Origin of the sequence: Rhodococcus sp. ZPP (genome assembly GCF_017656075.1) — a bacterium.
Taxonomy (GTDB): domain Bacteria; phylum Actinomycetota; class Actinomycetes; order Mycobacteriales; family Mycobacteriaceae; genus Rhodococcus_F; species Rhodococcus_F oxybenzonivorans.
This window is the reverse complement of record NZ_CP058638.1, coordinates 1,663,121-1,688,202: the sequence shown is the minus strand read 5'-3', so window position 1 is coordinate 1,688,202 and position 25,082 is coordinate 1,663,121. Positions and strand designations below refer to the sequence as shown.

The 25,082-nt window shown below is 65.7% G+C and carries 28 protein-coding genes; 19 read left to right on the top strand and 9 right to left on the bottom strand.

Annotation, left to right across the window (positions count from 1 at the left end):
• Window positions 1–248 precede the first annotated feature (248 nt).
• Window positions 249–728 carry a hypothetical protein gene (locus HYG77_RS08000; protein WP_208962364.1) on the top strand — a complete coding sequence of 160 codons (480 nt, stop codon included), beginning with the start codon at window positions 249–251 and terminating at the stop codon, window positions 726–728.
• Window positions 725–1,060 (top strand): hypothetical protein, encoded by a 336-nt coding sequence (locus HYG77_RS07995; RefSeq protein WP_208962363.1) that lies wholly within the window; start codon window positions 725–727, stop codon window positions 1,058–1,060. Before HYG77_RS08000 ends, HYG77_RS07995 begins: the two co-directional genes overlap by 4 nt.
• Here the strand turns inward: HYG77_RS07995 and HYG77_RS07990 are convergent.
• The gene (locus HYG77_RS07990; RefSeq protein WP_208962362.1) at window positions 992–2,938 is read right to left on the bottom strand and encodes an acyl-CoA dehydrogenase; all 1,947 of its coding nucleotides are present in this window, start codon (window positions 2,936–2,938) and stop codon (window positions 992–994) included. The two genes, HYG77_RS07995 and HYG77_RS07990, sit on opposite strands and share 69 nt — an antisense overlap.
• Before the next feature lie 35 nt (window positions 2,939–2,973).
• Here HYG77_RS07990 and HYG77_RS07985 point away from each other — a divergent pair, with 35 nt between their 5' ends.
• Window positions 2,974–3,780: an amidohydrolase family protein gene (locus tag HYG77_RS07985; RefSeq protein WP_208962361.1), complete on the top strand. Its 807-nt coding sequence runs from the start codon at window positions 2,974–2,976 to the stop codon at window positions 3,778–3,780.
• On the opposite strand, the gene HYG77_RS07980 is transcribed toward HYG77_RS07985, so the two are convergent.
• Window positions 3,735–4,223: an Lrp/AsnC ligand binding domain-containing protein gene (locus HYG77_RS07980; protein ID WP_230990107.1), complete on the bottom strand. Its 489-nt coding sequence runs from the start codon at window positions 4,221–4,223 to the stop codon at window positions 3,735–3,737. The two genes, HYG77_RS07985 and HYG77_RS07980, sit on opposite strands and share 46 nt — an antisense overlap.
• Before the next feature lie 112 nt (window positions 4,224–4,335).
• On the opposite strand from HYG77_RS07980, the gene hppD reads away from it, so the two are divergent.
• From hppD to HYG77_RS07950, 6 genes are all read left to right on the top strand, one after another.
• Window positions 4,336–5,544, top strand: a complete 1,209-nt coding sequence (hppD, locus tag HYG77_RS07975) for a 4-hydroxyphenylpyruvate dioxygenase (RefSeq protein ID WP_208962360.1) — start codon at window positions 4,336–4,338, stop codon at window positions 5,542–5,544.
• 68 nt (window positions 5,545–5,612) lie between these two features.
• Entirely contained in the window at window positions 5,613–6,098 is a 486-nt protein-coding gene (locus tag HYG77_RS07970) for a VOC family protein (RefSeq protein ID WP_208962359.1), read from the top strand.
• A gap of 75 nt (window positions 6,099–6,173) precedes the next feature.
• Window positions 6,174–7,499, top strand: a complete 1,326-nt coding sequence (gene hemL / locus HYG77_RS07965) for a glutamate-1-semialdehyde 2,1-aminomutase (protein ID WP_208962358.1) — start codon at window positions 6,174–6,176, stop codon at window positions 7,497–7,499.
• 73 nt (window positions 7,500–7,572) lie between these two features.
• Entirely contained in the window at window positions 7,573–8,232 is a 660-nt protein-coding gene (locus HYG77_RS07960; RefSeq protein WP_208962357.1) for a histidine phosphatase family protein, read from the top strand.
• A complete protein-coding gene (locus tag HYG77_RS07955; protein WP_208962356.1) occupies window positions 8,229–8,828 on the top strand; it encodes a TlpA disulfide reductase family protein in 600 nt (199 codons plus the stop codon). The genes HYG77_RS07960 and HYG77_RS07955 overlap by 4 nt, the downstream gene beginning before the upstream one ends.
• Window positions 8,825–9,655, top strand: coding sequence for a cytochrome c biogenesis CcdA family protein (locus tag HYG77_RS07950; protein ID WP_159920311.1), 831 nt, complete (start codon window positions 8,825–8,827; stop codon window positions 9,653–9,655). The genes HYG77_RS07955 and HYG77_RS07950 overlap by 4 nt, the downstream gene beginning before the upstream one ends.
• A 51-nt stretch (window positions 9,656–9,706) precedes the next feature.
• Here the strand turns inward: HYG77_RS07950 and HYG77_RS39490 are convergent, their stop codons facing one another.
• A complete protein-coding gene (locus HYG77_RS39490; RefSeq protein WP_280123297.1) occupies window positions 9,707–10,366 on the bottom strand; it encodes a transposase in 660 nt (219 codons plus the stop codon).
• A gap of 569 nt (window positions 10,367–10,935) precedes the next feature.
• On the opposite strand from HYG77_RS39490, the gene HYG77_RS07940 reads away from it, so the two are divergent.
• The 3 genes from HYG77_RS07940 (at window position 10,936) to HYG77_RS07930 (ending at window position 15,008) form a co-directional block, all read left to right on the top strand.
• Window positions 10,936–12,600: a cytochrome c biogenesis protein ResB gene (locus tag HYG77_RS07940; protein ID WP_208962355.1), complete on the top strand. Its 1,665-nt coding sequence runs from the start codon at window positions 10,936–10,938 to the stop codon at window positions 12,598–12,600.
• Window positions 12,597–13,568, top strand: coding sequence for a c-type cytochrome biogenesis protein CcsB (gene ccsB / locus HYG77_RS07935; RefSeq protein ID WP_208962354.1), 972 nt, complete (start codon window positions 12,597–12,599; stop codon window positions 13,566–13,568). The genes HYG77_RS07940 and ccsB overlap by 4 nt, the downstream gene beginning before the upstream one ends.
• A gap of 96 nt (window positions 13,569–13,664) precedes the next feature.
• Window positions 13,665–15,008 carry a MinD/ParA family protein gene (locus tag HYG77_RS07930; protein ID WP_208962353.1) on the top strand — a complete coding sequence of 448 codons (1,344 nt, stop codon included), beginning with the start codon at window positions 13,665–13,667 and terminating at the stop codon, window positions 15,006–15,008.
• 25 nt (window positions 15,009–15,033) lie between these two features.
• On the opposite strand, the gene HYG77_RS39485 is transcribed toward HYG77_RS07930, so the two are convergent.
• Entirely contained in the window at window positions 15,034–15,237 is a 204-nt protein-coding gene (locus HYG77_RS39485) for a hypothetical protein (RefSeq protein WP_109327886.1), read from the bottom strand.
• Between the two features lie 150 nt (window positions 15,238–15,387).
• On the bottom strand, window positions 15,388–15,615 hold the full coding sequence (locus tag HYG77_RS07925; protein ID WP_109327888.1) for a BldC family transcriptional regulator: 228 nt from the start codon (window positions 15,613–15,615) through the stop codon (window positions 15,388–15,390).
• Window positions 15,616–15,802: 187 nt separating this feature from the next.
• Between HYG77_RS07925 and HYG77_RS07920 the strand changes: the two genes are divergently transcribed.
• Both HYG77_RS07920 and HYG77_RS07915 read left to right on the top strand, forming a co-directional pair.
• Complete coding sequence (locus tag HYG77_RS07920; protein ID WP_208962352.1) at window positions 15,803–16,186, top strand: DUF4229 domain-containing protein; 384 nt, start codon at window positions 15,803–15,805, stop codon at window positions 16,184–16,186.
• Window positions 16,183–17,292: a PLP-dependent cysteine synthase family protein gene (locus HYG77_RS07915; RefSeq protein WP_208962351.1), complete on the top strand. Its 1,110-nt coding sequence runs from the start codon at window positions 16,183–16,185 to the stop codon at window positions 17,290–17,292. Before HYG77_RS07920 ends, HYG77_RS07915 begins: the two co-directional genes overlap by 4 nt.
• A 31-nt stretch (window positions 17,293–17,323) precedes the next feature.
• On the opposite strand, the gene HYG77_RS07910 is transcribed toward HYG77_RS07915, so the two are convergent.
• Complete coding sequence (locus HYG77_RS07910; protein ID WP_109327892.1) at window positions 17,324–17,869, bottom strand: GNAT family N-acetyltransferase; 546 nt, start codon at window positions 17,867–17,869, stop codon at window positions 17,324–17,326.
• A gap of 129 nt (window positions 17,870–17,998) precedes the next feature.
• Between HYG77_RS07910 and HYG77_RS07905 the strand changes: the two genes are divergently transcribed.
• The 4 genes from HYG77_RS07905 (at window position 17,999) to HYG77_RS07890 (ending at window position 20,041) form a co-directional block, all read left to right on the top strand.
• Window positions 17,999–18,751 (top strand): 1-acyl-sn-glycerol-3-phosphate acyltransferase, encoded by a 753-nt coding sequence (locus HYG77_RS07905; RefSeq protein WP_208962350.1) that lies wholly within the window; start codon window positions 17,999–18,001, stop codon window positions 18,749–18,751.
• 61 nt (window positions 18,752–18,812) lie between these two features.
• Complete coding sequence (locus tag HYG77_RS07900) at window positions 18,813–19,028, top strand: helix-turn-helix domain-containing protein (protein ID WP_109327895.1); 216 nt, start codon at window positions 18,813–18,815, stop codon at window positions 19,026–19,028.
• A 6-nt stretch (window positions 19,029–19,034) separates the two neighbouring features.
• Window positions 19,035–19,598, top strand: a complete 564-nt coding sequence (locus HYG77_RS07895; protein ID WP_109327897.1) for a Clp protease N-terminal domain-containing protein — start codon at window positions 19,035–19,037, stop codon at window positions 19,596–19,598.
• Between the two features lie 62 nt (window positions 19,599–19,660).
• Window positions 19,661–20,041, top strand: a complete 381-nt coding sequence (locus HYG77_RS07890) for a phage holin family protein (protein WP_109334935.1) — start codon at window positions 19,661–19,663, stop codon at window positions 20,039–20,041.
• Window positions 20,042–20,047: 6 nt separating this feature from the next.
• Here HYG77_RS07890 and HYG77_RS07885 read toward each other — a convergent pair whose 3' ends face one another.
• The 3 genes from HYG77_RS07885 to HYG77_RS07875 all read right to left on the bottom strand — a co-directional run bounded on the left by HYG77_RS07885 (window position 20,048) and on the right by HYG77_RS07875 (window position 23,266).
• Window positions 20,048–20,917: a 1,4-dihydroxy-2-naphthoate polyprenyltransferase gene (locus HYG77_RS07885; RefSeq protein WP_109327898.1), complete on the bottom strand. Its 870-nt coding sequence runs from the start codon at window positions 20,915–20,917 to the stop codon at window positions 20,048–20,050.
• 94 nt (window positions 20,918–21,011) lie between these two features.
• Complete coding sequence (locus HYG77_RS07880; RefSeq protein WP_109327900.1) at window positions 21,012–21,752, bottom strand: IclR family transcriptional regulator C-terminal domain-containing protein; 741 nt, start codon at window positions 21,750–21,752, stop codon at window positions 21,012–21,014.
• Window positions 21,752–23,266 (bottom strand): APC family permease, encoded by a 1,515-nt coding sequence (locus HYG77_RS07875; protein WP_208962349.1) that lies wholly within the window; start codon window positions 23,264–23,266, stop codon window positions 21,752–21,754. Before HYG77_RS07875 ends, HYG77_RS07880 begins: the two co-directional genes overlap by 1 nt.
• Before the next feature lie 201 nt (window positions 23,267–23,467).
• On the opposite strand from HYG77_RS07875, the gene HYG77_RS07870 reads away from it, so the two are divergent.
• On the top strand, window positions 23,468–25,072 hold the full coding sequence (locus HYG77_RS07870; RefSeq protein ID WP_280123310.1) for an FAD-dependent oxidoreductase: 1,605 nt from the start codon (window positions 23,468–23,470) through the stop codon (window positions 25,070–25,072).
• The last annotated feature ends 10 nt before the right edge of the window (window positions 25,073–25,082 follow it).

The following is a 25,082-nucleotide window of genomic DNA, read 5'->3' as shown; positions in this document are numbered from 1 at the left end:
TCGTGAAACATAAAGATGTACCGTGAAGTACGTCACAACAGCACACGGCAGACTTCTTCTACCGAAGGGCATTTCTACATGCGCGCTGAAGATCGGGCACACGGGTCACGCAGGGAAGCACTGATGTTCGCCATTATCGTGGCCTTCGTACTGCTGACCCTGCTGCTCGTCGTCATTCCCGGTGCCGTTTCCTGAGGTGATCCCGCCGGGCGTGGACCACCGTGCGACCGCAAGAATCCGGGCGGTCCGTGGCTGAGGAGATTTTGTTCAGTGAGCCCGGCGCGCGCTGGCGGTTGGTGGCATTCGGCCCGGTGTTCTGCACTGTCGCGCTGGTAATCGAACTTCTGACGGGCCCGGTGGTGCACTGGTTCGCCCTGCCGTTGTTCGCCGCCCTCCTCAGCGGGTTCCTCTACGTGCAGGTAGTTGCCGCCCGCCGGCACGCGAGCGTGGAACTCACACCTACCCTGCTGCGGCAGGGCACCGAGGAACTACCGATCAGCGAGATCGTGAAGATCCTGCCTCCGCTGGACACCGAGTCGTACACACCCCAGCCCTGGGAGACGGCCCGGACGCTCGGTGAGCTGTCCGCGGTGCCCCGGCGACGATCGGGTATCGGGCTTCGACTGCGGGGCGGCGCACTGGTGCAGGCATGGGCGAAGGACGACGAGGGGTTGCGGGCGCAGCTCGAGTCGCTGCTCGCAAAGGCCGACGGAGGGGCGGAACAGTGAATCGACGCGCCATGGGGTCGGCGGCGGAGATCGCCTCGGCCGTCGTCCTGTCAATTCTGGCCGTGTGGTGCTGGACCTCGGCACGAGTTACCTCCGATTTCGGTCCGGTTGCACCGGGCGCGCCGTCCTACCAGGGAACCGAGTACTCGGGTTCGTGGATCGCCGGCGCCGCCGCCCTCGTCACCGTTGCAGGCCTGCTCGTGATCGACGCGGTCCGCAGGCGGGCTGCCGGCCCGGCGGGTCACCCCGCCGAGCCGTCGACGTCACCGGAAGATCTGAGTCTTGCGGATCGTGTCGGTTCCCGGCCCGTCGATCATCGCGGAGCCGAGTAGCGCCTCCGGCACTCCCAGTCCCTCGACGAGCGTCGCCGCGTAGGGGCGCAGCTTGCGGCAACGGTCGTTGATTCCCCGCTGCACCGCTTTGGACCGCTCGACCGACAGGTGGCGGTGTTCCATGAACCACGCCTTGTCTTCCTCGATGATGCTGAGCGCGTAAAGGTCGCAGACGTCGCTCAGAAGGTTGCATGCTTCCTCGTCCTGACACTCGTCGATACCGGCGATGAATGCTTCGAGCACCACCCGGTCGATGTGCGCCTGCGCGGCGTGCATTACGTGATCCTGAACGAAGTTGAACGCGTCGAACGGGTTTTCCTCACGCTTCTGCGCACCCTGGAGCCGGCGAGCCGCGGTCGAGAGCAGGTACTGCTCGCGGTCCTCGAACATGGTGAGCTGTGTCCCGCGGTTGAAGAGGCTGCCGTCCTCTTCGTTGTCCTGACGCGTGTCGAGGATGGTCTGAATGATCTGCTGCGCCGCTGTGCGGGTCTTGACGACGTCCGACACGGTCGTGGCGGCGAAACGCATCCACTCGACGGGACTCATCCCGCGGACCTCGTCGGCGTAGGACGTGAGCAGTTCCTTGGCAACCAGCTGGGTCAGCACGTGGTTGTCGCCCTCGAAAGTGGTGAACACGTCGGTGTCCGCCTTGAGAGCCGTCAGCCGGTTCTCCGCCATGTATCCGGCGCCGCCGCACGCTTCCCGGGCTTCCTGGATGGTGCGGGTGGCGTGCCAGGTGTTCGCTGCCTTGAGGCCGGCCGCCCGACCTTCGAGTTCGCGCTGCTCCTGCGGATCGGCATCCTCGATGCTCTGGATGTCATACATCTTCGATACCAGCTCGTTCTGCGCGAACTGCAGCGCGTAGGACCGTGCGATCAACGGGAAGAGCCTTCGCTGGTGCACGAGGTAGTCCATGAGCAGCACTTCGTCTTCGCTCTGCGGCGCACTGAACTGGCGGCGCTGCAACGCGTATCGGGTCGCGATCGACAGTGCGACGCGGGCTGCGGCGCCGGCTGATCCACCGACGGTGACGCGTCCCCGCACGAGGGTTCCCACCATCGTGAAGAAGCGGCGATTGGCATTGTCGATCGGGGAGGAATAGGTGCCGTCCTCCGCGACGTCGGCGTACCTATTGAGCAGGTTCACCCGCGGAATGCGCACCTGATCAAAGGTGATGCGGCCGTTGTCGACTCCAGGGAGCCCACCTTTGTAGCCGCAGTCGGAGGTGTGAACGCCCGGAAGGTCGTTGCCGTTGTCGTCGCGAATCGGGACGAGGAAACAGTGCACGCCGTGGTGTTCACCCTGCGTCACCAATTGCGCGAAGACGGCCGCCATCGTCGCGTGTTGTGCGGCCCCGCCGATGTAGTCCTTGCGGGACGACGGGGTGGGGGAGTGGACGACGAATTTACCGGTGGCCGCGTCGTAGGTGGCGGTGGTCTCGAGTGCCTGGACATCGCTGCCGTGGCCGGTCTCCGTCATCGCGAAGCAACCGAGCAGGTCCAGGTCGATCAGAGGCTTGACGTATGCCTCGTGGTGGCGAGCGGTGCCCAGATTTTCGATGGCTCCGCCGAAGAGTCCCCACTGCACGCCCGCCTTGACCATCAGCGACAGGTCGGACATCGCCAGCATCTCGATGCTCGTCACCGCGGCCCCTGCGTCCCCGGTTCCGCCGTGGTCCTTCTTGAACCCGTCGGCTGCGTAGCCGTTGCCCGCGAGCAGACGCATCTGCTCGAGCGTCTTGGCTCGCGCTTCTTCCAGATCGGGGGTGTAGTGCGGAGCGAAATCGGGCGTCGCGGACAATTCCGCCCGCACGCGCTCGCGTACTTCCCTCCAGCGCCCGTCGAGTGTGCTTCTCAGGTGGTCAGCTGTGGTGGCCATGAGTCGACCCTAGCGGGAGCCCTACAGTTGCGGGTGTGAGTACCGGCAACGACGGCACGGGCGGACGACAGGTTTTCGACGCACATCTGCACGTCGTGGATCCCCGCTTCCCACTCGTCCCGAACGACGGCTATCTGCCGCCGGAGTTCACCGTGTCCGACTACACGAGACGGGTGGCCGGACTCGGTGTCATCGGGGGCGCCGTGGTGTCCGGATCGTTCCAGGCATTCGATCAGACATATTTGCTGGACGCGCTGGGAGCGCTCGGTGACGGCTTCGTCGGCGTGACGCAGCTGCCCGCCTCGGTGACGGACGAGGAGGTCTTGCATCTGGACGCGTGCGGAGTACGAGCCCTGCGGTTCAACGTCCGCCGGGGTGGGTCCGAGTCGTTGTCGCACCTCGACACTCTCGCCCGGCGAGTGCACGAACTCGCCGGATGGCACGCCGAGCTGTACATCGATTCCCGCGATCTCGACGACCTCGGTGATCTCGTGGCGGCACTTCCGGCCGCGAGCATCGATCATCTCGGTCTGTCCGCAGAGGGCCTGCCGCACCTCCTGACCCTTGTCGAGAAGGGGATCCGGGTCAAAGCGACAGGCCTCGGCCGGGGAAATCTCGATGTCGCCGCCGCGCTGACGGCTCTGGTGGCAGTGAACCCGCGCGCCGTGATGTTCGGGACCGACCTCCCGTCCACCCGGGCGCCGCGACCGTTCGCCGACTCCGACCTCGAGATCGTCGCCGACGCCGTGGGGGGTGAGCACGTCGAGGCGGTGTTCTACGGGAACGCGGCCGAGTTCTACCGCGTGGCGGAACCGTTGGCCGCCGCCCGGACGAGTTGCTGATGGCGCAGTGCGATCTGGGTCTGCGTGGCGATCACGGTGGACGAGCGTAAGACGTTGCGGCCGTCGACGATCGAATTGATGACACGTTGCAGATCGGCATTCGTGCGCGCCACCACCCGCACCAGGACGTCACCGGCGCCCGTGATCGTATGCGCTTCCAACACTTCGGGGATGGCGGTCAGGTGCTCGACCACGGCGGCGTGTCCGGTGCCCTGGGCGATCTCGAGGGTGGCGAATGCGATGACCGGAAAACCCAGGGCCTCGGGATCGAGGGTCGGCGCCGAGCCGGTAATCACCCCGGAGCGTTCGAGGCGGTCGAGCCGCGCCTGGACTGTGCCACGCGCCACCCCGAGTCGGCGTGAGGCCTCGAGGACCCCGACCTTCGGTTCGTCATGGAGAAGATCGAGGAGTGCGGCGTCGAGCCGGTCGAGAGCCATCGTCATCCCCTGGTCACCTTGTACGATGAAATGTGGATGCTGTCCAGCATTGTGTACACATTGACCATCCTAAAATCGCACAGTTGCGCATGGCAGTGATCTGAATCACAGTTTTTGCATGACTACTGCCGACATTCGACTGACTCCGCGTGAAGTGGCCGCCCGGCTCGACACCGCCGGGCTCCGGCAACTGGTTGGCCTCGTCGAACACGACGACGCCTCGGATCCCTTTCCCGTGGTCGCCTTGGACGCCGTGGTGTTCGTGTGCGGCAATGCGACGCAGAGCATGCAGTACTACGTGTCGACCTGGGGGATGACGCTCGTCGCCTACGCCGGCCCCGAGACCGGTCAGCGCACGCACAAGTCGTTCGTGCTCGAGTCGGGATCGGCGCGATTCGTGCTCCACGGTGCGGTGGACCCGAAAAGCCCTCTCGCTGATCATCACCGGACGCACGGCGACGGCGTCACCGATCTCGCGATGGAGGTGCTGGACGTCGACCGGTGCATCGCCCACGCGCGCTCGCAGGGCGCCACGATCCTGGAAGAGCCGCACGACGTCACCGACGGGTTCGGTACCGTCCGGCTGGCGGCGATCGCCACCTACGGCGACACTCGGCACACCATCGTCGACCGCAGCCGGTACGACGGCCCGTACCTGCCGGGATACGTCTCGCGCAGTAGCACTTTCGTACCGAGGCCGGGAAAGCCGAGGCGGTTGTTCGAGGCGCTCGATCATGCGGTCGGCAACGTCGAGATGGGCCGAATGGACCAGTGGGTCCGCTTCTATAACCGGGTCATGGGATTCACGAACATGGCCGAATTCGTCGGTGACGACATCGCCACGGAGTACTCGGCGCTCATGTCGAAAGTGGTTGCCAACGGCAACCACCGCGTGAAATTCCCGCTCAACGAGCCCGCCGTCGGCAAGAAGAAGTCGCAGATCGACGAGTATCTCGAGTTCTACGGTGGGCCGGGATGCCAGCACCTCGCACTGGCGACAGGCGACATCCTCGCGGCCGTCGACGCTCTGCGAGCGGAGGGTGTCGAATTTCTGAGTACCCCCGATGCGTACTACGACGATCCAGAGCTTCGCTCCCGGATCGGCAAGGTCCGAGTGCCGGTGGAGGAATTGCACAAACGCGGAATCCTCGTCGACCGAGACGAGGACGGCTATCTGCTCCAGATCTTCACAAGGCCGCTGGGCGACCGGCCCACCATGTTCTTCGAACTGATCGAGCGGCACGGATCCCTCGGTTTCGGCGCGGGAAACTTCCGGGCGCTGTTCGAGTCCATCGAGCGGGAGCAGGCGGCGCGCGGCAATCTGTGAGTACCCGAACGGCGAACAGGGCATCATCCAGGAATGGACACGAAGCGCGGCCTGATGGAGCCCGGGGCATGAGTCTCGTCACCGGACCGATATTTCAGGTCTGCTGGGTGGTCGAGGACCTCGACACGGCGGAGCGCCATTTCGCCGACCAGTTCGGAGTCGCGAAATGGCTGCGACTGCCGAATGTGCATTTCGGTCCCGATCACTGCACGTACCGCGGGGAGCCCGCCGACTACGTCGTCCACGTGTCGCTCGGGTACGCCGGAGGGCAGCAGCTCGAACTCATCGAACCGGTGTCGGGCAGCAACCTCTATGTCGAGCAGTTGGAGAGGAGCGGTCCCGGACTGCACCACGTGGCGTGGGTTCCCGACGACTTCGAGGCCACGCTGGCGGAGGCGGCGCGCCGCGGACTGCCCGTCGTCCAGCAGGGGCGGTTCGAGGGAGTCGGGATGGAATTCGCCTACCTCGAAGGCGGCCCCCTCGGCGGCTACGTCGAGCTGATGAAGCTGTCCGAGGAGATTCGGGCGATGTTCGACTCCCTCGTCCCCGAGTGACCGCACGGAAGTGATACTGGCCACCCACTACACCCTGTCGTTGGCAAATTCGACAGAACTGGGACACTGGAGGCCGTGACTGTTTCCTCCGGTGGCCCCGACGTGCATGCATCCCGTTCCGCTCAGCTCTTCGACCGGGCCGACGTGGTGATTCCCGGCGGCGTCAACTCACCGGTGCGGGCCTTCGGCTCGGTCGGCGGAACCCCGCGCTTCATCGAGAAGGCTGCCGGTTACACACTCACCGACGTCGACGGCAACGACTATGTCGACCTCATCTGTTCCTGGGGTCCGATGATTCTCGGCCACGCCCATCCCGCGGTCGTCGAGGCAGTCCAGAAGGCGGCCGCCACGGGCCTGTCCTTCGGAGCACCCACCGAGGGTGAGATCGAACTGGCCGAGGAGATCGTCGCCCGCGTCGCGCCGGTGGACAAGGTGCGGCTGGTCAATTCCGGCACCGAGGCCACCATGAGCGCGGTCCGACTTGCCAGGGGATTCACCGGCCGGACCAAGATCGTGAAGTTCTCGGGTTGCTACCACGGCCACGTCGACGCCTTGCTCGCCGACGCCGGTTCCGGCCTGGCCACGTTCGGCCTGCCGACGTCGCCCGGCGTGACCGGCGCCCAGGCGGAGGACACCATTGTCGTGCCCTACAACGATCTCGAGGCCGTCGCGCAGGCGTTCGCAGCCAACGAGGGCCAGATCGCGTGCGTCATCACCGAGGCCGCTGCAGGCAACATGGGTGCGATCGCACCCCAGCCCGGATTCAACGAGGGACTGCGCACACTCACGCGCGAGCACGGCGCGTTGCTGATCATGGACGAGGTGATGACGGGATTCCGCGTCAGCTCGGCCGGCTGGTACGGACTCGAGGGTGTCGCAGGCGACCTCTACACGTTCGGCAAGGTGATGAGCGGCGGCCTGCCCGCTGCCGCCTTCGGTGGCCGCGCCGACGTCATGGCTCACCTGGCGCCCGCCGGTCCCGTCTACCAGGCGGGCACGCTGTCGGGAAACCCCGTCGCCGTCGCCGCCGGTCTCGCGAGCCTGCGCGCGGCCGATGCGAGTGTCTACGACGCCCTCGAGCGCAACAGCGTCACCCTGCAGAACCTGCTGTCCGAATCGCTGACCGCGGCAGGCGTGCCCCATCGAGTGCAGACCGCCGGAACGATGCTCAGCGTCTTCTTCACCGAAGATCCGGTCACCAACTACGCCGAGGCGAAAGCGGCGCAGACGTGGCGGTTCCCGGCCTTCTTCCATGGACTGCTCTCGCGCGGGGTGTACCCACCGCCCAGCGCGTTCGAGGCCTGGTTCGTCTCGGCGGCCATGGACGACAAAGCCTTCTCCATCATCGCCGACGCCCTGCCGCATGCAGCGAAGGCCGCCGCGGCGGCCACCCAGCCCTGACCGTCTGTCCAGTCCTGACGCGCCGCGTCGATTCAGCCACCCGACTCCCCGCCCCGACCCGAGGAACCGCACCGTGACCGATGCCGCTCACCCCGACCACACCCAGACCCGCACGATCGTGCACGTGCTCCGGCACGGCGAAGTGCACAACCCGCGAGGAATTCTCTACGGCAGGCTCCCCGGTTTCCGCCTGTCGGTGACGGGCGAGGCACAGGCTCGCGCCGTAGCGTCGGTCCTCGCGACCCACGACATCACCCACGTGGTCGCATCGCCGCTGCAACGGGCGCAGGAAACGGCGGCGCCGATCGCAGAGAAGCACGGACTCGAGATCGCAACCGACGAGAGCCTCATCGAGGCGGGTAACGAGTTCGAGGGACTCAAGGTCTCGGTGGGCGACGGCGCGCTCGCACGCCCCCGACACTGGTGGAAGCTGCGAGATCCGTTCACTCCGTCCTGGGGTGAGCCCTACCTGCAGATCGCGCACCGAATGCTTGCCGCCGTCAACAGCGCGCGCGTGGCCGCCGTCGGTCACGAGGCCGTGGTCGTCAGCCACCAACTTCCCGTCTGGACGCTGCGCCGATTCCTGCAGGGGGAGCGGTTGTGGCACGACCCGCGTCACCGCCAGTGCTCTCTGGCGTCGCTGACGTCGCTCGTCTACGAGGGCGACACACTCATCGACATCGTGTACTCGGAGCCCGCGGGCGCATCGGATCCGAGGGTGAGCGGGGCATGATTCGGGGGCGCTTCGCCGGGCTTCTCGCGGTGATCTGCATGGCCGCGGTGTCGCTGTCGGCGTGTGCGTCCGGCGACGACGCAGTGGCCCAGGGAGGCACGTTCGACTTCGTGTCCCCGGGCGGTCAGACGGAAATCTTCTACGATCCGCCGGCCGGTCGCGGCACCATCGGCACCGTGTCCGGACCCGACCTCATGACGGAGGGCAAGACCACCTCCCTCGACGACTACGAGGGCCAGGTAGTGGTCCTCAACGTCTGGGGGCAGTGGTGCGGGCCGTGCCGCGGCGAGGCGAACGACCTCGAGCAGGTCTACGAGGCGACCAAAGACCAAGGTGTCGCGTTTCTCGGGATCAACGTCCGGGACAATCAGCAAGACAAGGCGCAGGACTTCGTGATCAACAACAAAGTGTCGTATCCGTCGATCTACGACCCCGCCATGCGGACGATGATCGCTTTGGGAGCGAACTACCCGACGAGCGTCATTCCCACCACGGTCGTGCTCGATCGTGAACACCGTGTCGCCGCGGTGTTCCTGAAGGAATTGCTGGCGGACGACCTGCAGCCGGTAGTCGAACGGGTGGCGCAGGAATCGTGACTACCGGTACCACCCTTCTCGCCGCCGGCGTCGGCGACGCCTTCCAGTCCACCGCCTCGTCGGGACCGCTGTTCCTCGCGCTCGGAGCCTGCGTTCTCGCCGGTCTGGTCTCGTTCGCCTCGCCGTGCGTCGTTCCCCTCGTCCCCGGTTACCTGTCCTACCTGGCCGGTGTCGTGGGAGCCGACGCTCCGGCTGTCACCGCCGAAGAAGCCGCGACGCGCACGAAGACGGTGACAGACGGACGCCTGCGCGTCGCGGGGGCCGCAACTCTCTTCGTGGCCGGTTTCACGGTCGTGTTCGTCCTGGCCACGGCGTCGGTCTTCGGCGCGATCTCGGTCCTTTCCGTCAACCGCGAAGTACTGATGCGGGTCGGAGGTGTCGTGACGATCGCCATGGGATTGGTGTTCATCGGCCTGATCCCGGCGTTGCAGCGTGACACCCGGCTCGAGCCGCGGCGTATCTCCAGCCTGGCGGGAGCCCCGCTGCTGGGTGCAGTGTTCGCGCTGGGGTGGACGCCGTGCCTCGGTCCGACACTGGCCGGCGTCATCTCCCTTGCCGCCGGCACCGACGGCGCCACCGCGGCCCGCGGCGTCGCCCTGATCGTCGCCTACTGCCTCGGCCTGGGCCTGCCCTTCGTCATCCTTGCCCTCGGCTCCTCCCGCGCGCTGCGGGGTGTGGGCTGGCTGCGCCGCAACGCGCGAACCATCCAAATCTTCGGCGGAATCATGCTCGTGGCGGTGGGCATCGCCCTCGTCACCGGCGCGTGGGATCAATTCGTCGGCTGGATTCGCGACGCCTTCATCTCGGAAGTGACCTTGCCAATTTAACGGTTCCCATCGACGAATCGACGGGATTCTCAACTCGGACCGCACCGACAATCAACCCGGAGGAGGCTGCAGGTGTCTTACGTCGTCAACGCTGGTGTGGCCCCGCTCTGCCACAGCCAGGACTACCCTGGCAGCATTCCTGTCCCTATGGTCGGTATTCCCGCAGGTGTGACACCGGAAGATGCGTTCCGAGAGCCCCAGCTGCTGCTTGGCTCTCGCGAAGCAACTGGAGCACGTCATTGTGGTGTAGGCGGGCGCGACGATGACCACCTGACGTCCTGCCCGCTTCGCACGGTAAATCAATTCCCGTTTGACCGTGCCGATCGTCGCATCTGCAGACTTTCGGGCCATCGTCGATCTAGCGAGGAACTTCGGCCTGAAATCCTCCACGGCTATGAGTTGATGGCTTGCAACGACATCGCGTGCCCACATTCGGGAGTCGTGCTGGGTCTGTCGGGCCGCCTTCTTCTGCAGGCGGGCGGCCTCACGCCGGGCTTCCTTATATCCGTTCGACGGAGCGATACCCTTCTTTCGACAACGCCTTGCCATCCTTCTTTGTGCCTTTGCGAGTTCGGCGGAACAGCGCTTCCGATGCCCGAGGTACACCAAGTCATACCGTTCGTCCGTCGTCGTCGCGGTGGTCGACACGCCCCAGTCGATACCGATGCCACCCCTGGCATCCGTGGCGGATGGAGCCGAGCGGCGGACCACAAAAGACGCGTATTAATGTCCCAAGGAATCTCGGTAGACGCGCACAGAAGTCGGCTTCGACGGCAACTCCCGGGACCACACCACAGGAATCCTTACCCCTTTTGGCAGCACCAGCCGACCTTCGAGAATCGAGAAGCCGCGAGTCGTGTACTCGAGGGACGGGAGGCTCCTGTTTCGTGCCTTGTACCTCGGTCGTCCACGATCCCTCACCCCAAACGAGGAACTCAGCGCCTGCCCGTACGTGCGCAACATTTGCTGCTGCGCCACCTGCGAACCAGCACGCAGCCACGCGCAGCGCGCGCGTGCCTCGGTGAGCAATCTCGAAAGCGCGCCGAAAGTCGGCCTACGCCCCGATCTCTGCTGGTGGACGGCCTCGTTCCACAGGAACCGACACCGATGCCACTCCGCGATAAGCGCACGCTCCGCCGTCGCGCCCGGGCGCAACCGGTAGGAGTAGCGCACTACTTCCCCCATTTCCAGATCGTAACGAGAGGCACCGACATGTATCGGCAGCCATGCCGCCGCGACGTCCGGCCGGACGAAACCGGTGATTTCTCGGGTGCTGCTCGATGAGCGACACCCAGACCCCCGAGGCCCCGGAAGCCGCACCGGTACCCCGCCAATCGTTGCCGGGCCGGGCTTTCGCACTGGTCCGCAACACCTGGCGTGGGCTCACGTCGATGCGGACGGCGCTGGTGTTGCTGTTCCTGCTGGCGCTCGCGGCGATACCCGGGGCCTTGCTGCCGCAGCGCAGCCTCAATGCGGGCAAGGTCGACGAGTACATCGCGAATCGGCCGACCCTCGGTCCCTGGATGGACCGGCTCGAACTCTTCGATGTATTCGGCAGTTTCTGGTTTACCGCGGTCTACGTCCTGCTCTTCATCTCGCTGGTCGGCTGCATCCTTCCGCGTTGCGTCGACCACGCGAAAGCACTGCGCACGCGTCCGGTGGCAGCGCCCCGGAACCTCGCGCGTCTGCCCCACCACGTCGAGCGCCGGGTCGAGGAGACGCCCGAGGAACTCGCCGCCCGCATCCGTACTTCGCTGAAAGGGTGGCGGGTGGAGACCCGCACGGGCGGCGCACGCCCGGTCCGCGACGGTGAGATCACCCTCTCTGCGGAGAAGGGTTACACGCGCGAACTCGGCAACCTCGTCTTCCACCTCTCGCTCGTCGGTCTGCTGGTGGCCATCGCCGTCGGCAAACTGTTCGGGTACGAGGGCAACGTGATCGTGGTCGCCAACAACGGTCCCGGCTTCTGCACCACGTCCCCTGCCGTGTTCGATTCGTTCAAGGCAGGAAACACGCAGGACGGCACGGGAATGACCCCGCTGTGTCTCAAGGTCAAGGACTTCACCGCCGACTACCTCGACAACGGTCAGGCCGAGATGTTCACGTCGAACATTTCGTACCAGGCCGGTGACGACCTCGAAACCGGTACTTGGCGCGACGATCAGTTGCAGGTCAATCATCCTCTCCGTGTCGAGGGGGACCGTGTCTACCTGCAGGGACACGGATACGCGCCGACATTCACCGTCACGTTCCCTGGCGGTGAGACGCGGACCGAAACGCTGCAATGGCGACCTGACGATGCGACGACCTTCCTCAGCAGCGGGGCCATGCGATTCGATCCGCCTGGTGGCATGTACCCCGACACGGACGAACGCCGTAAGAATCAGATCGCGATCGAGGGCTTGTTCGCCCCCACCGCGCTGTTCCACGGCAACCTGCTCGCGTCGAGTCATCCGGCGATGAAGGACCCGGCGGTGGCCATCGACATCTACAAGGGCGACACCGGCCTCGACACCGGCAACCCGCAGTCGCTGTTCTCCCTCAATACCGAACTGATCAACCAGGGTCGGCTGGTGAAGCAGGACCGGGTCAACCTCATGCCGGGGGAGAGCGCGACGCTCGCCGACGGCACGCAGGTGCGGTTCGACGGAGCCGTGGACTTCGTCAATGTGCAGGTGTCGCACGATCCGGCGCAACAGTGGGTGCTGGTGTCGGCTCTGACGATGATGGCGGGACTGCTGGTGTCGCTGCTGATCAAGCGCCGCCGCATCTGGGCCCGCATCTATCCCGCGGACCCCGCCGACCTTGACCCACGACGTACTGTAGTAGAGCTTGGCGGACTCGCCCGGACCGATCAGGCCGGCTGGGGTGACGAGTTCGACCGGCTCTGCGCCCGTCTGCTGACGGACGACACGAAGCCTGACGCGCAGGAGAAGCGACGATGACGACCAACGAGACACTGGCGCAGTACAGCGACTGGGCCTTCCGATCCGCGTTCACGGTGCTCGCGCTCGCGCTCGTGCTGCTGATCGTGCAGTACGCGTCGACGAGGGCGCGCGCCGTGCAGGACAAGGAGCTCGTGGCGGCGGGTGCCAGGCCCGCCGGCTCCGCGGCGGTTCCCGGACGCGTGGTCGAGCAGCCGAAGAAGCCGATGGCCGAGCGCTTCGGCGGCATGGGGTCTGCGGTGCTCGTGGTCGGCACTGTTCTCATCTTCGCATCGATCGTGCTCCGCGGATTTGCCACCGACCGTTTCCCGCTCGGCAATATGTACGAGTTCGTCACCATGGCATGCGGGGCGGCGCTCGTCGTAGGGCTGGCGCTCCTGTCGAAGCCGGCATACCGGCCGATGTGGGTTTTCCTGATCGTCCCCATTCTCATCCTGATGTTCCTCGCCGCCACGGTGCTCTACGCGGATGCGGCACCGGTGGTGCCGGCGCTGCGGTCGTACTGGCTTCCCATCCACGTCACCATCGTCAGCGTGGGTTCGGGCGTCTTCCTGGTGTCGGGCATCGCCAGCCTGTTGTTCCTGCTGCGGATGCGCTACCCGCGCGGCGAGGAAGGAACGGGCGTCTTCGCACGGGTGGCGGAGCGCCTGCCCGACGCGCAGACCTTGGACCGATTGGCGTACAAGACCACGATCATCGGGTTCCCGCTGTTCGGCGCCGGTGTCATCCTGGGGGCGATCTGGGCCGAAGCCGCCTGGGGGCGGTTCTGGGGATGGGATCCCAAGGAGACGATGTCGTTCATCGCCTGGGTGATCTATGCGGCATATCTCCACGCCCGAGCGACCTCCGGATGGCGCGATACCAAAGCCGCGTGGATCAACATCGCCGGCTTCGTTGCGATGCTGTTCAATCTGTTCATCATCAACATGGTGGTGTCGGGACTGCATTCGTACGCGGGCCTGACCTGACGGTCACCACCGACTGATATTCTTCCGCCGCGACGTCTCCCAGCGGTGTGAAGCGGTGGGGACTACGGAGACTTCATCTAGGGGGGATGTTCGGCCATGTCCGAAAACAACGCTGGCGTGTGGGAGCCGGTGCGGCCGGCATCGAACCCGCCCGCCGACACCACCGTGGGATCCACACCGCACAACGCCGCGCGGCAGGCGCCGTACGTTCAGCCGCAGGGTCCCAACCCCTTCGCACAGCCCGGGCACCAGGCCCCCGCCGCGACGCCGGCGCGTCCTCAGACGCAGGTCCCGGCCGCGGGTCCGATTCAGGCACCGCCGCCCACACTGGCTCCCGCATCTCCGCAGCCCGCCCCGGCTCCGACGTTCACAGCCCCCGCGCAGCAGCTGCCGTCGCACACGCAGCAACCTGCTCCCGCCGCGTACACGTCGGCTCCCCAGCAGCATCCGGCGAGCCGCCCGCAGACCGTGCGTCCCGAGCAACAGCCGTACGCGGTATCCGCGCGAGACCTGTCCACGTCACTTCTGCTCAAGCAGGTCAAGCCTGCCCCCACCACGGGGTGGCGCAGAATGCTGTACCAGGTGTCCGGTCGCTACATCAACCTCGGGAACAGCGCCAAGGAACAGCGCCGCATCGAGCTCACCAAGCAGGTCAACCAGCCGTTGCAGGGCTGCTACAAGATTGCTCTGCTGAGCCTCAAGGGTGGAGTCGGCAAGACCACCACCACGGCCACACTGGGATCGACGTTCGCATCGTTGCGCGGTGATCGAGTGATCGCGGTCGACGCCAACCCGGACCGCGGCACGCTCAGCCAGAAGATCCCCCTGGAAACCCCCGCCACCGTGCGGAACCTGCTCCGCGACGAACACAGCATCGAAAAGTACAGTGACGTCCGCAGTTACACGTCACAAAGTCGGCATCGGCTCGAGGTACTCGCATCGGACAGCGACCCGGCAGTGTCGGAGGCGTTCAGCGCGGACGACTACGCGCGCACGGTCGCAATGCTCGAGAAGTTCTACAGCATCGTCCTCACCGACTGCGGCACCGGGCTGATGCATTCCGCGATGCAGACGATTCTCGAAGAGGCCGACGCACTCGTGGTGGTCAGCTCGGGGTCGGTCGACGGTGCCCGCAGCGCCTCGGCGACGCTCGACTGGCTCGATGCGCACGGCTACCGCGAACTCGTCGCGAAGTCCGTGGCCGTCGTCAACGCCGTCCGCCCGCGCTCCGGCAAAGTTGATCTGCCGAAAGTGGTCGAACACTTCGAACAGCGGTGCCGGCTGGTTCGGCTCATCCCGTTCGATCCACACCTCGAAGAGGGCGCCGAGATCGAACTCGATCGCCTGCGGCCCAAGACGCGAAATGCCCTACTCGAACTCGCTGCAGCGGTGGCGTCCGACTTTCCCGCCTCCACGTTCGCGCTCCAGGATCATCGCTGACGCAGTAACCGAACCGCGGGGGAAATCACCCTGTGGTATCCGGCGAACCCGTGTCAGGCTCGTCCGACTTCTTCCGTCGGGCGTCCCGACTCATGCGCCACAGAAAATCTGGATCGTCGTCGGGTCCGAGAACCCTGTCGCCGAGAACTGGCTTCGTATTCGGGCCGAACGCTTTCCAGAGTAGAAACGCCACGACCACGAGCCCGATGAGCGCCAACAAATACAGCACCGCGCACCTCCTTACACCGCTCGGGTAGCCGGTATCCCTCGAGCGTAGCCGTGTAAGAAGCCGACGGCACCTACCCCCTCAGGGGCGAGCCCGTCCACATGTTCAGGGTCGCGCAGCCTCCGTGTTCAGGGTCGGGCAGCCAAGGTGTGTTCAGGGTCGGGCAGCCTCCGTGGTGAGCGAGCGGAGCAGTTGCATCACTTCGGCCTCGCGGAACCGGCGGTGGCCACCGGGTGTCCGGAGCGAGCCGAGCCTGCCCGCGTGCGCCCACCGGGTGACGGTTTTGGGGTCGACGTGGAACAGGGCGGCCACCTGGCCCGGGGTCATGAGGGCTTCGTTCGGTCCGCTGAAACCGGATCCGTTGTAGGTGGGTGCGCTCATCGACGGTCCTCCGCTGTTTTCGTTCTGTCAGTGCTGCAGCTGGTCGCAATCGCGACTGAATACGGTCATCGTGGCATCACAACCCTCAGGTACTCGAACGATCTAATGTTGGTAAAGGGGAGGTAATAGACAAATCGGATAAGTCGGACGTTCGAGCGCGCCCCGGTGGGTGGGTAATCTGGGGGTCGTGAGCGAGCCCAGTGAGAAGCCGAAGAACCCGAAGCCAGCCGATCAGGCCGAGCCCCCCGTGACCGCAGGGTCGGCGGCCCCGCAGCCGGCCGAACGGGTCACCAAGGGTCGTCTGGCTCGCGACGTCGCGCTCTACTCCTTCGCTCGACTGCTCCTCGTCGTCGTCATCGCGGGCATCATCCTCGGAGTCGCGGCGCTGGTCGGGGTGACGATCCCGCTGCTCGTCGCCGCCATCTTCGGGGTCCTGATCGCCCTTCCGCTGTCTCTGCTGCTGTTCGCGACACTTCGGCGCAGGGTGAACGAGGGGATCGCTGCGTTCGACGCGCAGCGCCGCGCAGACCAGGCTGACCTGCGCGCGAAACTCCGCGGCGAGGACCGGTGACGGACGCCGACTGCGTCGTCATCGATCGGAGCCGGTCCCGAGACTGGGTGGACAACGCGGTTCGTCTGATCGAGGCCGATGCGCAGCGCAGCGCCGACACCCACCTCCTCCGTTACCCGCTTCCCCCGGCATGGGGCGTGCAGCTGTACCTGAAGGACGAGTCGACGCACATCACGGGAAGCCTGAAGCACCGGTTGGCCCGTTCACTTTTTCTGTACGCGATCTGCAACGGGTGGATCACCGAGGGAACCACGGTCATCGAGGCGTCGTCCGGTTCGACAGCGGTCAGTGAGGCCTACTTCGCCAAGATGCTGGGCCTCGACTTCGTGGCGGTGATGCCGCGCAGCACGAGCGGCGCCAAGGTCGCGCTGATCGAGGCGCAAGGTGGGCGCTGTCACTTCATCGACCGCCCGCCCGAGATCTACAGCGAGGCCCGCAGGCTCGCGGTGGAGACGAACGGCCACTTCATGGATCAGTTCACCCACGCCGAGCGGGCCACCGACTGGCGGGGCAACAACAACATCGCCGAGTCGATCTACCAGCAGATGGCGCGTGAGGAGCACCCGGTGCCGGAATGGATCGTGATGAGTGCCGGTACCGGCGGCACCAGCGCGACGCTGGGGCGTTATATCCGGTACCGCAGGCACGCCACCCGACTCCTCGTGGTCGACCCCGAGAACTCGGCGTTCTTCGGTGGGTACGACACCAATTCCTGTGACTACGCGACCGGGCTGCCGTCCCGTATCGAGGGCATCGGCAGGCCTCGCGTGGAACCTTCGTTCGTCGGACAGGTCATCGACCGGATGATGCGCGTACCCGATGCCGCTTCCATCGCCACCATGCGCCATGCCAGTTCGGCACTGGGCCGGCGTGTGGGCGGTTCCACCGGCACGAACCTGTGGGGCGCGTTCTCGGTGGTGGCGGAGATGATCGCGGCCGGCCGCTCCGGCAGTGTCGTGACCATCCTCTGCGACGGCGGTGAGCGCTACGCGGACACCTATTACGACGACCGGTGGGTCAGCGCGGAGGGCATCGACCTCACCGGGCCGACTGCGTTGCTGGACGAGTTCGCGCATACCGGAGTCTGGCCAGGTCATACCGCCTGAGAGTGGCTGCGTCCGGCCGGGAGTGCCCGAGTCAGGCCGGCTGACTCGTCGGCTGCGCCCGGCGTGCGGGCGTGGCCACCGGTCGCGTCATGGTGACGCGCGGCCACGCTGCCAGTCCGTTGCGTGCCTCGTCCGCGCGGATCTGCGACAGCCCGGGGGTGAGTTCGCAATCCTGCAGGGGCCGAAAGCCCAGCCGCTCGTAGTACGGCGCATTCCAGGGAACGTCGACGAAGGTGGTCAGTGTGAGGGCCGGAAGGCCGCGGTCCGCCGCCCAGGACGAGATCTCGTCGAGAAGGAGCGCGCCGAGTCCCTGCCGGGCGGCGCTGGGATGGACCGAGACCTGTTCGATGTGCGCGGCGCCGTCCACGAGCGCAACCAGGGCATATGCGACCGGGTCGCCGTCTGCGTCCGCGGCGACCCAAATCCTCCCTGCATCCAGAAACTCCCTCAACTCGTCGAGTGAGGGCGGCGGATCCTCCGCGATCGCGTCCATTCCGATGTCGCGGAACGGAGCTCCTGCGGCAACTTCGATCTGTTGGAGAGTGGGCAGGTCGGTGACGATGGCCGAGCGGATCACAGGTCTGTTTTACCCGAAACGAGTCAATTCACACACCTTTGCAGCACGATCCCAGTACCTACGCCTCCGTAGGCTACGCAACCGTAGGTTGGTAGCCTGAGGTCAGGACGATGCGATCGGGGACTAGGTATGGACAGGCCCGAGGTAACCCTCGAGAACTACCGTGCGGTGTACGACTATTACCGCGATCATCAGCAGAACCGGGCGCTGGCCAAGCTGGCGTACGCGATGTTGAGCATGAAGTACCGGCCGCGGGTCCGGTATGCCGACGGCGCCGAGGAGCAGCTGACCGAGCTCGTCAAGTCCGGAGCGGTACTGCTCGTGGCCGCCAATCATGTGACGCACAGCGATCAGTACACGCTTGCCGCGACCGCATGGAAGACGCCTCTGCGCCGAGTGATCGGCAGGACCCGCGTACTGGCCAAGGACGAGTTGTTCACCGACTCTGATCTCCGCAAGAAGGTCGACATGATGGGCGGCATCCCGGTGTTCCGCAGTAAGAACTACGGCTTGCGCGCCGTGGCGGATGCGGGGCGTCTCATGATGGACGTGGCGGCCGAAAGGTTGTGCCGCGGAGACAACCTCGCGATCTTCCCGGAGGGCACCTGCAATGAGGGCGACCCGACCCGGCTCCAGCACATCAACAGCGGCATCGGTCACATCGCCAAGCGCGCTGTCGATCGAGGTGCCACTCCCGCGCTGCTCTCGATCGGCATCAGCTACGGCCCGGACGCGCACGGCGCCGATACCGAGCTGGTGAAGGGTGCGAGTGTGTATGTCGCTCAACCGCTCACTGCTCTCCCCGGCAAGCCGATGGACATCGCCCACATCGCGCAGTACGAGTTGCAGAAGGCGGTCGACGGGGCCGTCGCCGCGTACTGAGCCGTCGACAAGCGTCAAGGAAGGTTGACATCCGAGTCGGTGTCAACCTAGATTGACATATATGACGGAGGCAACGACACTCGCAGCTGCAGCGGGAAGCCCGGACCCCGCCGAGGGGTTACGGGCCGTGCGTGCCCTGCGACGTCTTCTGGAGCGGCTCGAAGCTATTCAGGTCGACAACGCTCGCGCTCAGGGCTGGTCCTGGCAGGCGATTGCCGACTCGCTCGAGGTGAGCAGGCAAGCGGTCCATCAGAAGCACAATCGGAAAGGGAGGTAACTCCCCATGTTCGAACGATTTTCGACGGATGCCCGTGCCGTGGTGATCGATGCCCAGAAGGAGGCTCGCGCTCTGAAATCGCCGCGGATCGGTCCCGAACACCTCGTTCTCGGACTTCTGTCCGTGCCGACCGAACCCGTCCAGGGCATCCTCGCCGATTCCGGCATCGTTCTCGCGGCCGCGAGACGCACTGTCGCAGAACGGGGTATAGCGCTCAGCGATGCGGACGCGGACGCACTCGGATCGATCGGCATCGATCTCGACGCCGTCCGCCGCAGTCTCGAACGAACCTTCGGGAAGGGCGTCCTCGATCCCGAGCCGCCCAAGGGGCAGCGTGGCTGGTTCGGGCGCAAGTCGGGCCACATACCGTTCACGAAGGACGCCAAGAAAGCGCTCGAACTGTCCCTACGGGAAGCTCTGGCCCGCAAGGACAATCACATCGGACCCGAGCATGTGCTGCTGGGCGTGCTCCGAGCCGCGGACGGCACGGCCCGCGAGATACTCGAGGTTTCGGTGACTGTGGACGAACTCCGGCGCCGGATGCACGCCGCGCTCGACCGGGCGGCCTGAACCGGGCTCTCCGCGAATGGGGGCGGTGCCCGTGTGTCGCAGTGATGTGCCAGCATGCACAGATGACCTTCTTGGTACGTCTCGTCGTCAACGCGTTCGCGATCTGGCTCGCGGCCGCCTGGGTATCGGGCATAGACATCTCGAGTTCGGGCAACGGCACTGCGTGGGACATTGTGGTGCTGCTCGGTATCGCGCTGGTATTCACGGTGGTCAACATCTTCGTCAAACCGCTGGTGAAGCTGTTGTCGTTGCCACTGCTGATTCTCACGCTCGGACTTTTCACCCTGGTGATCAACGCGCTGATGTTGATGCTCACCGCTTGGCTGAGTTCACAGACCGACTACGGCATGACGGTCGACGGCTTCTGGACGGCTCTCTGGGGCGGCCTGATCATCTCGGTCGTCAATTTCCTGGTCAACATCGTCGTTCCGGACCGCGACTGAGTTCGGTCAGGCCAGCGACAACGCCACGGCCGTCGCTGCGCCCCAGATGAGCATGGCCAGGCCCGAATCCCGCAACGCCGGTATCAAGGCCAGGCCTGTGGCACCGGAACGAACCGGCGAGTTCGCCCGGATCGCAAGGGGCACGGCCAATAGTCCGAGAAGCGCCCAGGGGGTGCGCGCAAGGAGGACGAGAGTCGCGATGAACGGGACGGTCAAGGTGACGAGGTGCAGGATGCGGGTGCGGGCATCGCCGAGACGGACAGCGAGTGTGCGTTTGCCCGATTCGGTGTCCGTGGGGATGTCCCGGAGGTTGTTCGCCACGAGCACCGCGCTCGAGAACGATCCGACGGCAACGGCCGTCACGACTCCCGCCCAGTCCACCCTCTCCGCCTGCACGTATTGGGTGCCGAGGACGGCGACGAGACCGAAGAATACGAAGACGGCAACCTCGCCGAAACCGCTGTACCCGTAAGGTTTTTTGCCGCCTGTGTAGAACCAGGCGCCTACGATGCACAGCGCGCCGATCAGAACCAACCACCATGCGGTGGTGACGGCGAGTACGAGTCCGGCGGCAGCGGCGACGGCGAAGCAGGCGATGGCAGCAGCTTTCACCGCCGACGGCTTCGCCAACTTGGAACCGACGAGCCGCAGCGGTCCGACCCGTTCGTCGTCGGTGCCGCGAATGCCGTCGGAGTAGTCGTTGGCGAAATTGACCCCGACGATCAACGCGAGAGAGACGACGAGCGCCAGTAACGCCTTCCACCACACTGCGCCGCCGAGCGACGCCGCTGCGCCTGTGCCCGCCAGCACCGGGGCGATCGCGTTCGGGAGGGTGCGCGGACGAGCGCCTTCGATCCATTGAGCAGCCGTTGCCATGTGTCGATCTTTGCACTCCGCACCACCGCCGAATGCGGTGGACCAGTACCTGAGTGTTACCGGGCGGGGCGAACCGGTAACGGCTGCGATCTGTTCAGGCCGACACACCGGCGCCGAGGCGGTGGGCGCAGGCGTGCAGGAGGTCGGTCAACTCCGGATCGCCGACGGCCAGCCGTCCGGTCTTCCCGATCGCGGCGAGGCAGCCGACCACTCCGTGTCGGGAGTCGCGCACGGGGACGGCGACGGAACTGCGGCCGATACGAATCTCGTCCACTTCCCGGGCCGAACCGGTGTGCCGAATGGTCTCCAACTCGGCGTTCAGCATCGAGATGTCGGTGATCGTGCGGGACGTGACCCGGCGCAGTTGCTGCTGTACGAGTTCGGGACGCGCCGCGAGGAGGATCTTCCCGATGGCGGACGCATGCGGATGCGCCGTGATGGTGCCTTCACCGCTGAGTTCGTGGTCGGGGTCTTTGTCGACGAGCCGGACCGCGCCCCCCGTGAACGATGCGAGGTAGACACCGAACCGCACCTGAGACCGCAGTCCCTCGACGATCGCGTGCTGATCGACTGCGTCCGGCGTGTCGGCGCCCGCGAGTTGCCGGGTGCGGCGACCGAGTGCGAATCCGGAGAGGTCGGAGATTCGCACCAGATAGCCGTCTGCGGTGAGCAGATTCAGAAGCCGATAGGCCGTCGCCTGGGGGATACCCGCATGGGCGGCGACGTCCTTGGCGGTAGCTCCCGAGCCCAGTTGGGCGACAGCCTCGAGTAGTGCGAGTGCTTTCTGCACGGCGCGGGGTTCGTGTCCCGCGAGCTCCCCGGTCCTCCTCGCCATCAGCGCATCTCGTGGGTTCGCGCACTCGCGGTCAATGCCAGGTTGCCCGTCGCATCGGTGACGAACACGCCCGCACCCGGCAGTACGTCCTCCGTTTCGGCGCTGTCGAACACGCCGATCGACATCAGACCCGCGGGATGGTGCCACTGGAGGAACAATTGCCAGGCAGAACCGGACAGCAGCAGCGTGAGCATCACCGCGGGCACCATGACGAGGCCGTGTGAGGCAGTGGTGAACAATAGGTAGGTGAGGACGGTTCCACCGGCTGCGCTGCCCGCGACCCCGGCGCACAAGGTCAATGCGGTGTGCTCCTGAATTCGGAGGAGGAATCGAACCGACGCCACCGCGACCAGCACATAGGCGGCGATCACCGCCGTGCGTGCTGCCAGTTGAACGTGACCGAATGCGGTCGACCTGCCGACTATTCCGAAGGTCGCTGCGCCCACGCATACGGTGCAGACAATCAGGGCCAGAGCGGGATACGGAGTGCGGTAGCCGCGCTGCACGCGCGCGAACAGCCGCGGAACCACTGATTCGACGCCCATCGAATACACGAGGCGTGAGGCGGCGTTGGACGACGCCATCGCCGAGGCCAGCCACGACGTCCCGAGCCCGAGATTCAGCGCTATGACGACCGCTGGGGCGACACCGGTCGACGTGCCGTGGAGGTAGGCGTTGACGAGGGTGTCGGCGCGGCCGGACCACGCGGCCCAGCCGGCGAAGATGAACAAGGCACCGCAGATCATCGGGGTGAGGAGGACGGTCCGGGTCACCGTCGCGAGGGGCCGCTTGGCCTCGGGTCCGAAGAAAGTGGCGCTCTCGAAACCGGCGAGAGCGAACACGGCAACGAGCGCCATGGTCAGGAGACCGTGCGACGAGTCTTCGGGCGGCACCACGGCGTGTTGCCCGCCCGCGCCCGTCACCACCATCAGGCCGATGATGAAGAGCAGCGAACATGTTTCGATGGCGAGAATGGCGAGGGCTGCGAACCGCACGCCCCGCACCAGACATCCGAGAATGACGAGTGCGATGCCGGCATAAATCAGTACCCGGTCGGCGGGACCACGCATCTCCAGTCCGAGGAAACCGAGTGTCGTGATCACGGCCTGACCGCCGTGGTACAGGGTCATGACGGCGCTACCGAGGTACTTGGTGAGCATGGCCACGCCGGCGGTGAGGGCGGCCCGGGTACCGAGTCCCTGGAATACGAAGCTGTAGATGCCGCCTGCCGCTGCCATCCGCCGCGTGAACTGGGAGACGCACACCGCAATCAGCGTGATCACGACCGTAGCGACGACGAGGGTGACCACACCGCTCAGAAGCATCTGATGGGTGAACATGGTGACGGGCAGGACGACCATCGAGACCGCGGGGGCGGTGGTGGCCACCGACTGCGCGAGGACCTCCAGCCCCGACAGTTGCCGTCGCCCGAGGGCTCGCAACGGAGAGAGAGCCTGACGCTCGGGCTCGCCGGTGGCGAACGAGCGCACGATTGCGTCGGAAAGGGCTGACATTCGCCGAAAACTAGTCCGCCCGTGTTGCCGGAAAGTTTCGGTTCAGGGTCGAATTGCGCCCCGGGAGTGAGAAAGCGGTGTGCCCCTTCTCGCTCGAATGCCCAGAACTGTTTCGCGGCCGACAAGTTCCCGACTCGTAGTGCTCCCAGGATGAGTCCCGACAGATACCCGGGTCACCGGGCGCACGAATGGGAGCGCGAATTGGCATTCACACGTAGATCTTTCATGAAGGGCCTGGGGGCCACCGGAGGCGCAGGCCTTGCGTACGGCGCGATGTCGACGCTCGGGCTGGCGCCGTCGACCGCCGCGCCCGCCCGCACCTTCACGCCACTCGCCGCCGGTGACCTCATCGGCAAGGTGAAGGGCAGCCATTCGGTGGTCGTACTCGGTGGCGGTCCCGCCGGCCTGTGTTCTGCGTACGAACTGCAGAAGGCGGGGTACACGGTGACCGTCCTCGAGGCGCGCACCCGCCCCGGTGGACGTGTCTGGACAGCGCGGGCCGGCACCGAGGAAACGGACCTGGGCGGTGAGACGCAGAAGTGCACCTTCTCCGAGGGCCACTTCTACAACGTCGGCGCCACCCGCATCCCGCAGAGCCACATCACCCTCGACTACTGCCGGGAACTCGGCGTCGAGATCCAGGGCTTCGGGAACCAGAACGCCAATACGTATGTGAACTACCAGAGCGACACGTCGTTGTCGGGCCAGTCCGTCACGTACCGGGCCGCGAAGGCCGACACGTTCGGCTACATGTCGGAACTGTTGAAGAAGGCAACCGATCAGGGCGCGTTGGACCAGGTGCTGACCCAAGAGGACAAAGACGCGTTGTCGGAGTTCCTCAGTGACTTCGGTGACCTGTCCGACGACGGCCGATATCTCGGATCCTCGCGTCGCGGTTACGATTCCGAGCCCGGCGCCGGGTTGAACTTCGGCAGCGCGAAGAAGCCGTTCGCGATGCAGGAAGTGATCCGCAGCGGCATCGGCCGAAACTTCAGCTTCGACTTCGGCTACGACCAGGCGATGATGATGTTCACCCCGGTCGGCGGCATGGACCGCATCTATTACGCCTTTCAGGACAGGATCGGCACCGACAACATCGTCTTCGGCGCCGAGGTGACGTCGATGAAGAACGTGTCCGAGGGCGTCACCGTCGAATACACCGCCGGCGGCTCGAAGAAGTCGATCACCGCCGACTACGCGATCTGCACGATCCCGCCACACCTGATCGGACGTCTGCAGAACAACCTGCCCGCCGACGTGCTCACCGCGCTGAAGGCGGCCAAGCCGTCGTCGTCCGGCAAGCTCGGCATCGAGTACTCGCGCCGGTGGTGGGAGACGGAGGACCGCATCTACGGCGGCGCGTCCAACACCGACAAGGACATCTCGCAGATCATGTTCCCGTACGACCACTACAACTCCGATCGAGGCGTGGTCGTCGCCTACTACAGCAGCGGCAAGAGGCAGGAAGCGTTCGAGTCGCTCACCCACCGGCAGCGGCTCGCCAAGGCGATCGCCGAGGGCTCCGAAATCCACGGTGAGAAGTACACCCGCGACATCTCCTCGTCGTTCTCCGGCAGCTGGCGTCGCACCAAGTACTCCGAGAGCGCGTGGGTCAACTGGGCGGGAAGCGGTGGCTCCCACGGCGGGGCGGCCACCCCCGAGTACGAGAAGTTGCTCGAACCGGTCGAGAAGATCTACTTCGCAGGCGACCACCTGTCCAATGCGATCGCCTGGCAGCACGGCGCTCTGACGTCCGCCCGCGACGTCGTCACCCACATCCACGAGCGCGTGGCCCAAGAAGCCTGACACCCGCAGA

Coding starts and splice junctions, on each gene's coding strand:
- HYG77_RS07990 (WP_208962362.1), bottom strand. CDS start 2,938: ATGGCCACCACAGCTGACCACCTGAGAAGCACACTCGACGGGCGCTGG.
- HYG77_RS07980 (WP_230990107.1), bottom strand. CDS start 4,223: ATGACGATGGCTCTCGACCGGCTCGACGCCGCACTCCTCGATCTTCTC.
- hppD (WP_208962360.1), top strand. CDS start 4,336: ATGACTACTGCCGACATTCGACTGACTCCGCGTGAAGTGGCCGCCCGG.
- HYG77_RS07970 (WP_208962359.1), top strand. CDS start 5,613: ATGAGTCTCGTCACCGGACCGATATTTCAGGTCTGCTGGGTGGTCGAG.
- HYG77_RS07955 (WP_208962356.1), top strand. CDS start 8,229: ATGATTCGGGGGCGCTTCGCCGGGCTTCTCGCGGTGATCTGCATGGCC.
- HYG77_RS07940 (WP_208962355.1), top strand. CDS start 10,936: ATGAGCGACACCCAGACCCCCGAGGCCCCGGAAGCCGCACCGGTACCC.
- ccsB (WP_208962354.1), top strand. CDS start 12,597: ATGACGACCAACGAGACACTGGCGCAGTACAGCGACTGGGCCTTCCGA.
- HYG77_RS07930 (WP_208962353.1), top strand. CDS start 13,665: ATGTCCGAAAACAACGCTGGCGTGTGGGAGCCGGTGCGGCCGGCATCG.
- HYG77_RS07925 (WP_109327888.1), bottom strand. CDS start 15,615: ATGAGCGCACCCACCTACAACGGATCCGGTTTCAGCGGACCGAACGAA.
- HYG77_RS07905 (WP_208962350.1), top strand. CDS start 17,999: ATGGACAGGCCCGAGGTAACCCTCGAGAACTACCGTGCGGTGTACGAC.
- HYG77_RS07900 (WP_109327895.1), top strand. CDS start 18,813: ATGACGGAGGCAACGACACTCGCAGCTGCAGCGGGAAGCCCGGACCCC.
- HYG77_RS07895 (WP_109327897.1), top strand. CDS start 19,035: ATGTTCGAACGATTTTCGACGGATGCCCGTGCCGTGGTGATCGATGCC.
- HYG77_RS07890 (WP_109334935.1), top strand. CDS start 19,661: ATGACCTTCTTGGTACGTCTCGTCGTCAACGCGTTCGCGATCTGGCTC.
- HYG77_RS07885 (WP_109327898.1), bottom strand. CDS start 20,917: ATGGCAACGGCTGCTCAATGGATCGAAGGCGCTCGTCCGCGCACCCTC.
- HYG77_RS07880 (WP_109327900.1), bottom strand. CDS start 21,752: ATGGCGAGGAGGACCGGGGAGCTCGCGGGACACGAACCCCGCGCCGTG.
- HYG77_RS07875 (WP_208962349.1), bottom strand. CDS start 23,266: ATGTCAGCCCTTTCCGACGCAATCGTGCGCTCGTTCGCCACCGGCGAG.